The following is a 12,784-nucleotide window of genomic DNA, read 5'->3' on the forward strand; positions in this document are numbered from 1 at the left end:
TTTTAGTTTAATTATATGCAACAGATAGTGATAAGAAGCAAAGTGTGGAAATGGATGCTGGCTATTTGTGTCATGTTCAGCTTTCTTTCCTGCAAAGACGAGGATCCTTACAATCCTTATGCAAACTTTGACCATGCCGCGCAGGCTGCCCGGGATGAAGAAGTCATTAAGAAATATCTGACAGATAACAATATTACTGATTTCACCCGTACGGCTTCTGGTCTCTATTATGTAAAATTAGAAGCCGGCACTGGTAATAAGCCCACTGTAGGTACTAATGTAGAAGTAACCTACATAGGTAAAATCATTCAAAGCGGCTATATCTTTGATTCTTCCTTCAAAAGAGGCCAAAATTTTCGATTTAACCTTGGCCGGAAAGAGGTAATTCCTGGTTGGGATGAAGGTGTAGCCTTAATGCCAAAAGGTGAAAAAGCCTTGCTGCTTATTCCTTCAAGATTAGCCTATGGCTTGATGGGAAGCGGCAGCATTCCCCCCAATACGCCTATCATGTTTGAAGTGCAGTTAATCAACTTCTAATAGGAGAAAGAATTCAGTAAAAGGAGAGGCTCCCTGTTCATCACAGGGAGCCTCTCCTTTTACAATAAAGCAGAAGGCATAAGCTTCTATCTCACTACATGCTCACTTATTCACTCAGCACTTCCGAGAGGACAGGCAGCGATTTTATTTCGCCTAGTTGATCAATGTGCAGCTGAAAATAGCGCACCAACAGATACAGAAGCTCGCGGCGGACTGTTCCGTTAGGTAGATTAGCTTCTTCTTTCCTGGTGATTACTTCTTTTAGATATGGCTCCAGCCGCTGCAATTGCATTAAGCTGTTACCTAGTGTAGCAGCCCCTCCGGCCTCAAAAGCCACCTGCGTGATGACTTCCTCGGCTGAGGAAACCCCAAAGCCCAGAAGTCCAGCCAACTCCAGCATAAAAGCCAAGTGGAAATTCTCAAATCTGGTCTGCATTTGGTCAAAGTGCAGGATGGAATGGTACAGAAACTCAAATAAGTATCTATTTTCTTCTTCTTCCCTAACAGCCTTAGACACCAATTCAGATAAAAAAAGTAGAATGCTGCTTTTTCTGATGTCATAGGCCACTGAAGAGAACTGATAACTGCATTTATATTCTGAAATTCGGGTAAGCCCACCTTTGGCCGATGGGTACACCACCATATCCAGCAGCGTGAATGGCTGAAACAATGCAATACGCGACGCACTTCCTTTCTTCCGGACACTGTTCACTATATAGCTCTGCAACCCCAACTCCTCTGTGTAAATGCGCACAATGATAGATGACTCCCTGAATTTGATGAAGTTCAGGACAATGCCCCTGGTTTTAACCAACATAGATTTCTAGAAGTAATGAATGCTTCTTCATACGTAGTAATTCCGCAGAAGCAGAAAAGGGAATATACGGTATAGTAATTTGGGAGAAGTAAATTTACTGAATGGCTATTTTAGTCATGCAGGTCTGCGCTCCATCTGCGGAAGAAGCCATGACCAGATACACGCCGGGCTTCGCTTTACGGCCGCTGTAATCACGTCCGTTCCAGGCAAAAGTGCCGCCGGTTGCTTTTCCCTCAAACACCAGCAGTCCTGCTGCATCTGTAATCTTCACCCAGCCGTTGTCTGGCACTCCCGCAATGCCAATGGTACCGGTAAAACCCGCGCGCACTGGGTTTGGAAATACCTTCAAGCAACCTTTATTTACTTTCTCTGTACGGGTAGCCGTGCCCCTGTAAATAGCCACTCCTGCCTCAGTACCAATGAGTACTTCACCGGTGGCATGGTTAATGGAAATATCCCTGATTTTGTCTGAGGGAAGAGGGCTATTCTTAGTGGTGAAATGATGCATCATCTCTTCGCCGGTTTCATTGAATAGCCAGAGGCCGGTATCAGTCCCAATCCATTTCCGGTTACCGCCGTCTATGGCAATACTTCTGATCACCTGCCCTTGCAGCAAGGGGCGCCGTTCATAGATGGGTAAATATGCTCCTGCGTAAGAAGACGTGAAGATATCTGGTGAGCTGGTAAATACGGCAACACCGTTATTGGTTCCTGCCCATACCTCGCCCTGCAAATCTACGGCCAGACTGAACACCTGAATGCCGGGCAACCCGCCCTGTCCTGCCCCTCCAAGATGCACATACGCAGAGGTCACATCATCATACACAATCAGGCCAGCGTCGCGGCCGTTGGTGCTAATGGTCACCCATTTATAGCCATTGCCATCCACAATTACCTTATCTACCCCGCTCCCTAACCCGTAACCGGTAAATGGGTGTGATTTCCAGGTACCGTCTGGTTTCAACTCAAACAAACCCGGGGCATTGGCAATTTGATTTCTGTTGGCTACCCACAGGCTGCCTGCTGCGTCTGTTGCCAAGCCTGTAACCCTTATATAAGACCTGTCATTGGCGTCAATAGCGCTCAACAGCGGGCTGTTGGTGTTGTTGTAGAGCTTCACATCGTTCAGTCCGTTCCACTCAAGAAGCCCTGCTCCATAGCTGGCGATGTAGAATTTACCTGTTACTACATTACGATGCGCCATCACCAAGTCACGGGCATGGGATGGGAACTGACCTCCACTGGCAAAGTTATAGCTCACCCACTGCCCGTTCTGGTACTGGTAGAATCCTGCGCCCGATCCTTGCTGTAGGTACGCTTGGTTGTATCCGCCCCCAAGCACCGTAAACAATCCGGGTTCTGCATACACACTAAACACATCAACATTGGCGGGACCATTAGGCACGTAACTTCTCACTCCTGTACCGGAAACATATACCAGTCCCCGGTCATAACTGGCCGCCCAGACACCCCCACTTCTGGCAGGGAGCGCCATACGCACGTTTGAGAGCACAGGATCTGTGTACTGAGCTACTTGACCTGTCCCTGACACCTCCAGCACTTGGGCTGTCCCAGATACCGTTAGCCTTTTCCCGTTGCTCTGTAATGAGCTGAATTGATTATCTGAAGTAGAGAAAGCGGTTTTTGACCAAGAAGCCCCATTGAAACGGTACAACCCATTTCCGTTCACACCCACATATATTCCTCCGGCAAAAGCGGCTATGGTTTTAATGGTTTCAGCCCCGGCCGCGGGTAGACCCTGAGAGCTGCCAAACCGTTTCCAGCTTCTAAAGTCCAGCAGATTAGTACTGTTGAGAGAGGCAGCCATTACTCCTCCGGAGGAAGCAATGTAAAGACTGTCGTTTAAAACGGTAGAGGCATAGACCTGCACCACTTCGCCCTGCGCCCCAAGGTTGCTGTAGGTGTCTTTTATCTCCAGCTTCACCAGATCCACCACCACCAATCCGAAGGAGGTGGCCACGTAAGCTTTCTTATTATGTGTATAGAGATGATGGATTACCTTAGCGCCCGCCATGGGCTTACGGAGAAGTTCGGTTAGGTTATTTACCTTCCCATTGGAAACGAGATCTAAGTTGGTGTTCTCATACGCCACTAGCAGTGTTGCCGTCACGGTATCATACGCCAATGTACTTATGTTCACATCACTGAAGCCATCTGTACGGGAAAGGGTCTGGAGCGTGTTCTCGTCTTTGATTAACCTGAAGAAGCCATCCTCTGTGGCGCAGTAAACCGAGGAAGGTGTTTCAGCCACGGCTTTGGCACGATGATTAGGCACATGGATCTGCCATGTGCCAATAGGGAGACTGCTGGTTTGCGCACCGGCTGCTACAGCCGCCAATAAGGCCATCCAAAGCATGCTCCATTTCATTAAACCTGAAGGCACCATACGTAAAGTTACACAGGATTCAAGACGTTTAGAGCCTGTTTTTCCGAAATTTGGGCTAAAACACAGCAGTTATCTCCTTTGCCGGAAACTCAGAACACCTCGTTTCGGCAAAGCTTAATGCAGCACGAGCATAGAACAGATGCCCGTGAGCATGATGACCTTACAAAGCCAGCTAAGATGGGTGAACTCTCTTTTCCTGTCGGCGAAGAAGAGTTGCCGTACCAGCACCAGCGTAGGCAGCACCACGCCCACAAAGAGATACCAGACAAACTGCGGTTCATGCTGGCGCTCCAGCATCACAAAGCCCGTAAAAACCAGGAACAGCGCCAGCAGCAGATAGAGCACCCATTTGGTTTTAGGAATGCCTGCCACAATGGGCAAGGTTCGGCACTGGAAAGAGGCATCGCCGCGCACATCTTCCATGTCTTTGATGATCTCGCGCACCAGTGAAATGAGAAACGCGAACATACCATAGGCCCAGGCCGCTTTAGATGGCTGCCCCGCCTGTAACGGCACCACCAGCACCATGGCCGCCGAGAGCAGGGCAATGGTCACATTCCCTATCAGAGGGCGCTTCTTGAACTGGGCAGAATACCCCCACAGCAGCAACGCCACCCCCAGCAGCACTAACGCAATGCGCCAGCCCAGCAGCAAGCCTAACACCACACCGGTGGCAGAGAGGTAGAGATGGATCATCATGGCTTTGCGCCGGGTAAGGGTTTTGCCCACCACTACCCGTTCGGGCTTGTTGATGCGGTCAATCTTGAGGTCATAGTAATCATTGATGATGTACCCCGCCGCCGCCACGCAGATAGTAGCCAGCAACAGCACCCCAAACGGCCATGACAGTGACTGCGCCAGGGAACGCTCCGGGAACACCAGGAACTTCCGGACCAGCACCTGCGCCAGCAGCATGATAACTAAATTAGGAACCCTTACCAGGGAGAGAAACTGCTTCACCACTACACAAAGGAAAGCGGAAGTTACGTTTAAATTACCACCTATGAAAAAAGCCCCTGGGGTGCAGGGGCTTTTGAGGGGAATACAAAATGAGTTATGAGAACGTAGAAGTGTTAGATCTTCTTAACGTTAACGGCATTGATGCCTTTTTTACCTTCTTTGGTGTCGAACTCTACTTTGTCGTGCTGTTGGATCTGGATACCGTTGAGGCCTGTAATGTGTACAAAGAAATCCTCATTGGTGGCTTCTTCTGTGATAAAGCCGTAGCCTTTGGATTCGTTGAAGAATTTAACAGTTCCTGTTTTCATAAAAATTTAAAAATTGAAATAATGAATGATTCTGTAAATATATGATTATTATATAAAATTCAAACTTTATTTACAAAATATTGAAACTAATTAGAAAAGGGCATATTTGGCCTACCACTTCTTCTGCAGTTTCATCACCATTTCAATGAGTTCACGCACGGCTCCCTTGCCGCCTTCCGCTGAGGCCACGTACTGACTGATGTCACAGATATCAATCGCGGCATCTGCCGGGCACGCTGAAATTCCGCAGTGCTGCATCACTTCCAGGTCAGGCATGTCATCGCCCATGAACACGACGGTGTCTGGGTCAATGCCGTAATAGTAGGCGTAATTCTGGAACGTGTCCAGCTTGTTCTCCACCCCCAGGTAAATGTCTTTCACATCCAGAGACTCCAGCCGCTTGCGTACCCCAGGTTCGTTCCTTCCCGAGATAATGGCTACCCGGTACCCTTTCTTGAGGGCGTGTCTAATGGCGTACCCATCCTTGATGTTGAAGGCGCGGGCTTGCTCTCCGGTAGAGAAACATAACAAGGAGCCGTCTGTCAAGACGCCATCCACGTCAAAGATAAAGGTGGTGATGTTCTTGAAATCTGGAAGAGCTTGCATGGCTATTGCGTCAAGAGGGTGAGAACTTGTATTGCGTTTAGCGCCCGTTTTTGGAAAAACAGGCGCTAAACGCAAAGGTATATGTTGCTATTGGTTATCGCGCCACTCGTACACCCACTTGGCCTGGATCTGCTCCAGGTGCCCTTCGTTGGCTTCTTCGCGTTTGCCTTCAAAATTAGGCAGTGACAATACCCATTCAATCAGATCAGTGAACCGAATGCGGTAGATCTTGTTCTCGGAGAACTCATCGCCAAACTTTTCATACAGCGCCATGGCTATGTCTTCATGGTCGCTCCACTTCATGGGTGGCTCGTATAGATTGCTCATATCTTTCTTGATTAATGCCCTAAGAAATCTTGTTTTGGAATGGTAATGACCAAATCCTGACCGCCCTGGATCACGCACTGGCAACCCAGGCGCGAGTTGATGCGCGGGTTAACGGCGCGGTCAATGTAATCTTCTTCTTTGTCGGTGATCTCGGGCAGGTCATCCATCCCGCTTTCCACGTACACGTGGCAGGTGCTGCAGCCGCACACGCCGCCGCAGTTGTGCTGTAACTGGATACCGTTGTTCAAGGCCACGTCTAGCACAGACTCGCCTTCTGCCCCTAAATGGGTTTCATCTGGCTTGCCGTCCTCAAACTTATATGTAACGTTAACTACTTTCATTCTTGCAGTGCTTTAAGAATGCAAAGGTAGGCATAGAGACGCCCTTATCAAAACCGCCGTTTTCCCCTCCAGGAAACCTACGCGAAGTATACTCAGCAGTTGAGCGGCTAAATTCTAGGCCTTCTCCTTCTGGTCCTGAATGCTTTGGGTGATTTCCTCATACAGCTGCCGGTACTGGGGCATTGTCTCCAACAACTGCAGGTGTGCCTGTATAGTGGAAAAATCGCCGCGCTGGGCGGGGCCGGTCTGCACCGTGAACGGCGGAAAGAGAAACGCTTTCTGCATGGTCTCGCGCACCAATGGCTCCAGCAAGTCTGTGGGCAGCGCTGCCCGCTGTAAGATGTCCTGCGCCACTCCCCAGAGGTGGTTGGTGAAATTACAGGCAAACACGGCCGCTAAATGCAACTGCTTCCGCGCCGGACCAGCCAATAGCACTACCTTCCTGCTCAGGCGTTGAGCCAACGCCTCTAAACTCTGCTCTGCCTCCTTTGTAGAACCCTCCAAGCAAATGGGAATATCCGTCCATTCTACTGTCTTTTCTTTGCTGAACGTCTGCAATGGGTAGAACACGCCTGTCTGCCCACCAGTTAAACCTGCCAGCGCCTCCAGCGGCTGAGTCCCCGATGTATGGGCCACTACGGCTCCCGCTGGAACGTCCATTTGCGCCGCTACCTCTGGCAATGCCTGGTCTGCCACAGCCATGAGATAAATGTCTGCCTTGGGAGCCTGTAAAAAGTCTAACGAATCTGTGACATGTACGCCCCCCCGCTCAGCGGCTAGCTTCTGGGCCGCACTTAGGGTACGGCTGTAAACGACGGCTATCTCAACGCCTGCCTTCCAAAAGCCCTTTACTAAATGTGTAGCCACGTTCCCGGACCCTATGATTCCTACTTTCATACAGAAGCTTGTTTTGCGCCAAAGGTAAGACTTAGCTCAGATGTAAAGAAGACCTTGCGTTTAGCAGCCGTTTTTCCGAAATCAGCCTCCAAACAACCTAAAAGAAAAAGGGGTGAAGGATTTGAAAATCCCTCACCCCTTTTTCTGAAGATGATCTAAGAAGATTAAGCGAGCTGCTTCTCCCTTTTCACAGATACTTTGCTGGTCACAGCTTTGGTATTGCCTTTTCCGTCTTTGTAGTGGCGAACAATGGCCATCACAAATCCAAGCGACATTACTAAAGTGCCAATCCACAGGATGCTGATGAAGGGCTTCTCCATAGCTTTGAGGATGATGTAGTCTTTCTGGGTGGTATTGATCCCGATGGTCATGATGCCCTTCTCAGGGTTGATGTTCATTAACAGGATACGCATTCCCAGATCTTCAATCTCTTCGGGCACCTGCCCCACCATCCGGTCTCTGATGGCGTAGATGGGGTGTGCATGGTAGGTATGGCGCTCTCCCAACACCTGCATGTTGGCCTGTACCGCTATATCTCCGGCGCCAAGGTTCAGCAGCAGGGTGTCTTTGGCAGGCTCAATGCCGTGCAGTACCGCTACATAGTCATTGATGAAGATAGTATCGCCAATTTTCACCTGGAATTCCTTCAGCTCGCTCCACTCTTTCTCTTCATTCTCAGGCGGAGTGGCAGAAACGTGGGTGTACAGGTCATGGGTTCCAAACATCTTCACGTCTGGCGAAGCCAAAAGTCCCATCTGTGGGTTAGCCTGTGCCCTTGGGTATAAGGTGAAGACTTTCTCGGTTTCCCGGTTCTTGAATTCTACCTCATAATACGTGTTCTCTGGGTAAATCTCTACGGTGTCGCCGGCGGTAAACAAGACTTTTTCTCCATCTTTCAGCGGACCGCGGGCAATGGCTTTGAATTCGTCATCAATCCGGATCAGGCGCTGCTTGTTCACATAGTCTGGCACATCCTTCACTTCCAGAAACTGCCCTTTGTAGGTTACTTTATAGGGGCCCATGTCAGTGGCAGCGTTACGCCACAGCAGCACGTTATCACGGTTAATTTCATCCCCGAACTCACGGGCGTACACCATGCCAGACATGTTGGTGGAGATAATGTTGGAGTAACCCGAAGAGAACAGAATACCCAGCAGCATGAGGGCAACTCCAATGTGGGCCACGGCACCACCGGCAATAGAAACGTTCTTTCTGAGCACCCCAAAAAGGATAGCTAGGTTGCTGAACACCGCATATAAAGAGGTGGCCAAAAGCAAAATGTAAGACGGATTATCAATGCGTTCTATGTAGTCCATTTTGCTCAACAGCAGGATAAGGCTGGTGAACAGCGCCGTTAAGATGAGCGGCAAGATGAACACTTCAGAAAGCTTGGCACCGCTGTTCTGCTTGCGCCACCACAGCAACTGCCCCGTACCGCTCAAGATAGCGATGGCAATTCCCATCCACATCTGGAACTTGGTGTAGTGTGCAATCTGGTCGGCGGGCAGGGCTACGTTGGTTTTCACGCCAATAAAGCCCATGAAAGAATTATATACCGGAATGGAAGTGGTTACCAGTACCTGGAACGCACCTAAGCAAAGTACGGCGGCACCCACAAACACCCAGAACTCACCGGAGTAGGTAGCAATTTCTTTCTCAGTAACCGGAATCTTTTTCCAGCGGTACACCAACAGACCAATGGCCAGCACAAAGAACGCAGCCAGGTAGGTGAACAACTGCCCAGATAAGCCCAGGTCAGTGAAGGAGTGGACGGAGGCATTACCTAAGATACCGCTTCTGGTTAAGAAGGTAGCATATAACACCAACAGGAAAGAAGAAATGAACAGGATGAACGTGGCACGCAAAGCGGTTCTGCTTTTACGATAGGCCAGCAAGGTATGGATAGCCCCCACCAGCACCAACCACGGAATATACACTGCGTTTTCTACCGGATCCCAGTTCCAGTAGCCACCAAAGTTCAGGGTTTCATATGCCCAGTAGGCTCCCATCATGATCCCAATGCCCAATACCACGGCGGCAAACAAGCCCCAGGGCAAAGCGGGTTTAGTCCAGGAAGAGAATTCTTTTTTCCAGAGACCGGCAATGGCAAACGCAAAAGGTACCAAGGTGGCGGCAAAGCCCAGGAACAGCACCGGCGGGTGAATCACCATCCAGTAGTTCTGCAGGAGCGGGTTAAGGCCGGTACCATCTTTCGGCACGAAGTTGGGGTCCATCTGGAACACTGGGGCATCGGTCATGAAATCGCGCATGAGGATGAACGGCGAGGAACCAATCTTCAGGTCACCAATCACCACCCCCAGAATCATGGAGGTCAGGAACAGCTGCACAAAAGAGAAAACAGCCATCACCGGGCTTTCCCATTTCTTACCGGCATACTTGATGAGCACCAAGCCCAGCAGCGCGTGCCAGAAAATCCAGAGGAGGAAAGACCCTTCCTGCCCTTCCCAGAAGCAGGAAATCATGTAATGCACCGGCAAGTGGTTAGACGAGTGACTCCACGCGTAGTGGTACTCGTAGCGGTGCTCGTAAATGATGTTGAAAAGACAGAAGATAACTCCAAAAACAGCCAACACGTGCACAAGGAAGGCGCCGCGGGCTAATTTCTTCCAAGCGGCCTGCTCAGAATCCAAGGCATTGCCATTGGCGGCAAAGGAAAAAGAGAACGAAGAAACAAGCGCCGTCACAAACGCGATAATGACGCTGTAGTGCCCTAAATCACCAATTAAAGTATTAACCATTATAAAGAGTCTTGAGTCTTGAGTTCTAAGTCTTGAGTCTGAAATACCCAAATCCAGAACGATTCACTCAGGTAAATAAACAATAACACAACTAAGTACAGGCTTGGCTTGAATAATTCAACTCAGGACTCAAGACTCTGCACTAGGACTATAGTTAGAGGCTTGCTGTCTCTGCCTTTACTTCGTTTTCAGTGTATTTAGAAGGGCACTTAAGCAATATTTTGTCGGCCACGAAGGTATTGCCCTGCATGTTACCAGTGATTACCACTTGCTCAGAACGGTCAAAATCCTGTGGCTTGGGGCTGTAATACACCACCTGCTGCTCTACCCGGTTGGTGTCTACCAATACAAAAGAGAAATAATTGGGGTCCAGCACAGGGTCATACTTCATGCCTACGATATGGCCCTGGGCATCTTTCTTGAGGCGGCCCACCACGTGCACTTTGGTGTCATCGCCTTCTTTGGCGCGGGCCTGGGCTTCAGAGAAAGGCACATAAACGCTGGCGTCTGAGGCCGTAGACATAATGATCATGATCGCCACCGCAATGACTAAAATCCCGACAATGTGTACTCTTTTCATAGGTTATTCAAGCTTGGGCAGATTTTGCACCGCCCCTTTAACAACACTTATTTAAAATTAAATCCGTTCCCGGCATTTTTCTGGCTGCCGGAAGCACTTTTCCGTTTAGGGCCTCTTTTTCCAAAAACAGCCCCTAAACAGATTTATTGCCGAAGCTCACGCTCTAACCGGCCAATTTTTTTATCCAGATTGATGAGATAGAACAGAACGCCCAGCAGAACGCTCACCAATACCACCACCACAATGTAGATTTTACCGTCCTGGCGCATGACATCGGCCATCTCAGGTTGAGAGGCGGCAGGCGCCTGCGAAGAAAACTCAACGGTAGACATCTGCTCCGGGGCAGACTGCGCCGCCGCAGGAGTAGAGAAAGCAGCCGCCCACGTGAGGAGCAGCATCAGGAGCCACTTATGCATTTTCATAAAAACGTTGCTTTAAAACTTCTAAACGCGTACGCAGGTGCACCATCCAAATCCCCAGCAGAGTCCAGGCAATCACGGCCGGGTAGAACACGGCCCGCAGGCGGCTGTCCAGGTCATAGGAGTTGAAACCGGGGTTTCCGCCGTTGCCCGGGTGCAGAGAGTCTGTGAGGCGAGGCAGAATGAATAACAGCGGAATGAGCGCCGCAAACGCGAAGATGTTGTACACCGCACTGATACGCGCGCGTTGCTGATGGTCCTGGAACGAGCCGCGCAGAATGAGATAGGCGAAGTAAATGAGCAACCCAATGGCCGATGCGTTCTGCTTAGGGTCATTGCTCCAGTATTCGCCCCACGTGAAACGTGCCCACTCCATGCCGGTAACAATGCCCAGCACGCCAAACAGGATCCCCACTTTGGCCGCCTCATGGGCAATAATATCGTTTCTGGTTAAGGGGTTGCGAAGGTATTTGATGGAATACACCACAGACACCAGCAAGATGACAATCATCCCAAACCACATAGGCACGTGGAAATACAGGTTCCGGATGGTCTCGTTCAGGATAGCCAGACGGGGCACCTCACTCAGCATGCCCACCACCACTGTATACAGCAGCAGCGCAATTGTCAGCCATTTCCACAAAGTAAGCTTCATTGTCGTTTTAGGTTATCTATGGTCTTAGCTGCGCCACAAGTACGGGAACAGAATATAAGACACGGTAATTACAATCATATTAATGGCCAGCAGCACCAGCGCCTCATCTAAACTCACTGAAGGGTCTAGTCCGTCAATGGCGTTCTTGGACATCTTCATGAGCATGAGCAGCATGGGCACCATAACCGGAAAGCTCAGCACCGCCATCAAAGTACCCGTGTTGGCCGCTTTGGCCGCAATACCCGAGATCATAGTGAGCGAGGAGGCGAACCCCAGCGCCCCCAGCACAATGGTGAGCAGAAACATGCCCACATCCTGCACCGGATTGCCAATCACCACTGCGTAAAAGATGAAACACAGCAGAGACAGCACCAACATAAGCGCGGCATTGTAGAGCATCTTGGCCAGAATCACTCCTTGCGGACTCACAATACTATAATAGTAGAGCAAGCGCCCGCGGCTTTCCTGGGCAAACCCCTTGGCAATGGCGTTCACGGCGGTAAACAGCAGAATGATCCAGTACAGCGCGTTCCAGACCGGCACCTCCAGCCCACCAAAGCGCAAACTGAAACTGAGGTAGCAGATGAAAACCGTGCTTCCCACGTACAGGAGCATGCCGTTGAAGGCGTACTTCTGCCGCCATTCCAGCACAAAATCCTTTTGCATCAGGTAGATAACCTCTTTCAGCAGCACTTCGCTTTAATTTTGGGGCAAAGGTACAACACAAATGCATGAGGTAAGATGATTTCTGTCATTTATCCTGCGGCAGGGCTGGCTTTTGGGCTTACCTCCGGGAAATCAGGTAAAGAACGAAGATGCTTTGGCTTTATTTAGAGCTTTAATGGCAATTCTTCTCCTGCTCCTTCTAGAAACAGCCGTGGTCTTCTTATTAGTGCATCGTAGTTGCGGTACTGCCCTGCTCCCTTAGCACATCTGCTGTCTTCAGGTAAAACCTCGTCGCCACCTCATACTTTTCGCGTTTAGCGCCTCTTTTTCTGAAAACTGCTTTAAAGTAAATCTCAGCGGCACGTCCTTCCATGCACCCTTCCACAGCATAAGCAGCTTCCCTGGGCAGGCATCTAACTTGTTGCGTTTAGGGGCTCTTTTTCTGAAAACAGCCCCTAAACGGACTGCTCCTTGCGCACTCAAAAGCTAGGATAACATATGAGTA

Annotated in this window: 14 protein-coding genes; 1 reads left to right on the forward strand and 13 read right to left on the reverse strand. The window is 49.8% G+C overall.

Annotated elements, in window-relative coordinates; genetic code table 11:
* Positions 1–15: 15 nt before the first annotated feature.
* On the forward strand, positions 16–537 hold the full coding sequence (locus EFA69_RS01850) for an FKBP-type peptidyl-prolyl cis-trans isomerase (protein WP_123131373.1): 522 nt from the start codon (positions 16–18) through the stop codon (positions 535–537).
* 106 nt (positions 538–643) lie between these two features.
* On the opposite strand, the gene recO is transcribed toward EFA69_RS01850, so the two are convergent.
* From recO to EFA69_RS01915, 13 genes are all read right to left on the reverse strand, one after another.
* Positions 644–1,354: a DNA repair protein RecO gene (gene recO / locus EFA69_RS01855; protein ID WP_123131374.1), complete on the reverse strand. Its 711-nt coding sequence runs from the start codon at positions 1,352–1,354 to the stop codon at positions 644–646.
* A gap of 94 nt (positions 1,355–1,448) precedes the next feature.
* Positions 1,449–3,731 (reverse strand): type IX secretion system anionic LPS delivery protein PorZ, encoded by a 2,283-nt coding sequence (gene porZ / locus EFA69_RS01860; protein WP_221175650.1) that lies wholly within the window; start codon positions 3,729–3,731, stop codon positions 1,449–1,451.
* Positions 3,732–3,875: 144 nt separating this feature from the next.
* The gene (locus EFA69_RS01865) at positions 3,876–4,721 is read right to left on the reverse strand and encodes a geranylgeranylglycerol-phosphate geranylgeranyltransferase (RefSeq protein ID WP_123131495.1); all 846 of its coding nucleotides are present in this window, start codon (positions 4,719–4,721) and stop codon (positions 3,876–3,878) included.
* A 113-nt stretch (positions 4,722–4,834) separates the two neighbouring features.
* Entirely contained in the window at positions 4,835–5,029 is a 195-nt protein-coding gene (locus tag EFA69_RS01870; protein WP_062543874.1) for a cold-shock protein, read from the reverse strand.
* A gap of 111 nt (positions 5,030–5,140) precedes the next feature.
* On the reverse strand, positions 5,141–5,635 hold the full coding sequence (locus EFA69_RS01875; protein WP_123131376.1) for a KdsC family phosphatase: 495 nt from the start codon (positions 5,633–5,635) through the stop codon (positions 5,141–5,143).
* Between the two features lie 87 nt (positions 5,636–5,722).
* Positions 5,723–5,962 (reverse strand): Fe-S cluster assembly protein IscX, encoded by a 240-nt coding sequence (gene iscX / locus EFA69_RS01880; RefSeq protein WP_123131377.1) that lies wholly within the window; start codon positions 5,960–5,962, stop codon positions 5,723–5,725.
* Positions 5,963–5,973: 11 nt separating this feature from the next.
* A complete protein-coding gene (locus tag EFA69_RS01885; RefSeq protein ID WP_123131378.1) occupies positions 5,974–6,303 on the reverse strand; it encodes a 2Fe-2S iron-sulfur cluster-binding protein in 330 nt (109 codons plus the stop codon).
* 114 nt (positions 6,304–6,417) lie between these two features.
* Complete coding sequence (locus tag EFA69_RS01890; RefSeq protein WP_123131379.1) at positions 6,418–7,200, reverse strand: Rossmann-like and DUF2520 domain-containing protein; 783 nt, start codon at positions 7,198–7,200, stop codon at positions 6,418–6,420.
* 164 nt (positions 7,201–7,364) lie between these two features.
* The gene (gene ccsA, locus EFA69_RS01895; RefSeq protein ID WP_123131380.1) at positions 7,365–9,959 is read right to left on the reverse strand and encodes a cytochrome c biogenesis protein CcsA; all 2,595 of its coding nucleotides are present in this window, start codon (positions 9,957–9,959) and stop codon (positions 7,365–7,367) included.
* A 154-nt stretch (positions 9,960–10,113) separates the two neighbouring features.
* Complete coding sequence (locus EFA69_RS01900) at positions 10,114–10,539, reverse strand: cytochrome c maturation protein CcmE domain-containing protein (protein WP_123131381.1); 426 nt, start codon at positions 10,537–10,539, stop codon at positions 10,114–10,116.
* Between the two features lie 143 nt (positions 10,540–10,682).
* Positions 10,683–10,961, reverse strand: coding sequence for a CcmD family protein (locus EFA69_RS01905; RefSeq protein WP_123131382.1), 279 nt, complete (start codon positions 10,959–10,961; stop codon positions 10,683–10,685).
* On the reverse strand, positions 10,948–11,613 hold the full coding sequence (ccsA, locus tag EFA69_RS01910) for a cytochrome c biogenesis protein CcsA (protein WP_123131383.1): 666 nt from the start codon (positions 11,611–11,613) through the stop codon (positions 10,948–10,950). The genes EFA69_RS01905 and ccsA (EFA69_RS01910) overlap by 14 nt, the downstream gene beginning before the upstream one ends.
* Positions 11,614–11,637: 24 nt before the next feature.
* A complete protein-coding gene (locus EFA69_RS01915; protein WP_123131496.1) occupies positions 11,638–12,279 on the reverse strand; it encodes a heme exporter protein CcmB in 642 nt (213 codons plus the stop codon).
* Between the last annotated feature and the right edge of the window lie 505 nt (positions 12,280–12,784).

The sequence above is a fragment of the Rufibacter immobilis genome, assembly GCF_003721565.1.
Classification (GTDB): domain Bacteria; phylum Bacteroidota; class Bacteroidia; order Cytophagales; family Hymenobacteraceae; genus Nibribacter; species Nibribacter immobilis.

Bases quoted from the DNA above. Each gene is read 5' to 3' on its own strand.
- EFA69_RS01850 (WP_123131373.1), top strand. From the start codon at position 16: ATGCAACAGATAGTGATAAGAAGCAAAGTGTGGAAATGGATGCTGGCT.
- recO (WP_123131374.1), bottom strand. From the start codon at position 1,354: ATGTTGGTTAAAACCAGGGGCATTGTCCTGAACTTCATCAAATTCAGG.
- porZ (WP_221175650.1), bottom strand. From the start codon at position 3,731: ATGCTTTGGATGGCCTTATTGGCGGCTGTAGCAGCCGGTGCGCAAACC.
- EFA69_RS01870 (WP_062543874.1), bottom strand. From the start codon at position 5,029: ATGAAAACAGGAACTGTTAAATTCTTCAACGAATCCAAAGGCTACGGC.
- EFA69_RS01875 (WP_123131376.1), bottom strand. From the start codon at position 5,635: ATGCAAGCTCTTCCAGATTTCAAGAACATCACCACCTTTATCTTTGAC.
- iscX (WP_123131377.1), bottom strand. From the start codon at position 5,962: ATGAGCAATCTATACGAGCCACCCATGAAGTGGAGCGACCATGAAGAC.
- EFA69_RS01885 (WP_123131378.1), bottom strand. From the start codon at position 6,303: ATGAAAGTAGTTAACGTTACATATAAGTTTGAGGACGGCAAGCCAGAT.
- EFA69_RS01890 (WP_123131379.1), bottom strand. From the start codon at position 7,200: ATGAAAGTAGGAATCATAGGGTCCGGGAACGTGGCTACACATTTAGTA.
- ccsA (WP_123131380.1), bottom strand. From the start codon at position 9,959: ATGGTTAATACTTTAATTGGTGATTTAGGGCACTACAGCGTCATTATC.
- EFA69_RS01900 (WP_123131381.1), bottom strand. From the start codon at position 10,539: ATGAAAAGAGTACACATTGTCGGGATTTTAGTCATTGCGGTGGCGATC.
- EFA69_RS01905 (WP_123131382.1), bottom strand. From the start codon at position 10,961: ATGAAAATGCATAAGTGGCTCCTGATGCTGCTCCTCACGTGGGCGGCT.
- ccsA (WP_123131383.1), bottom strand. From the start codon at position 11,613: ATGAAGCTTACTTTGTGGAAATGGCTGACAATTGCGCTGCTGCTGTAT.
- EFA69_RS01915 (WP_123131496.1), bottom strand. From the start codon at position 12,279: ATGCAAAAGGATTTTGTGCTGGAATGGCGGCAGAAGTACGCCTTCAAC.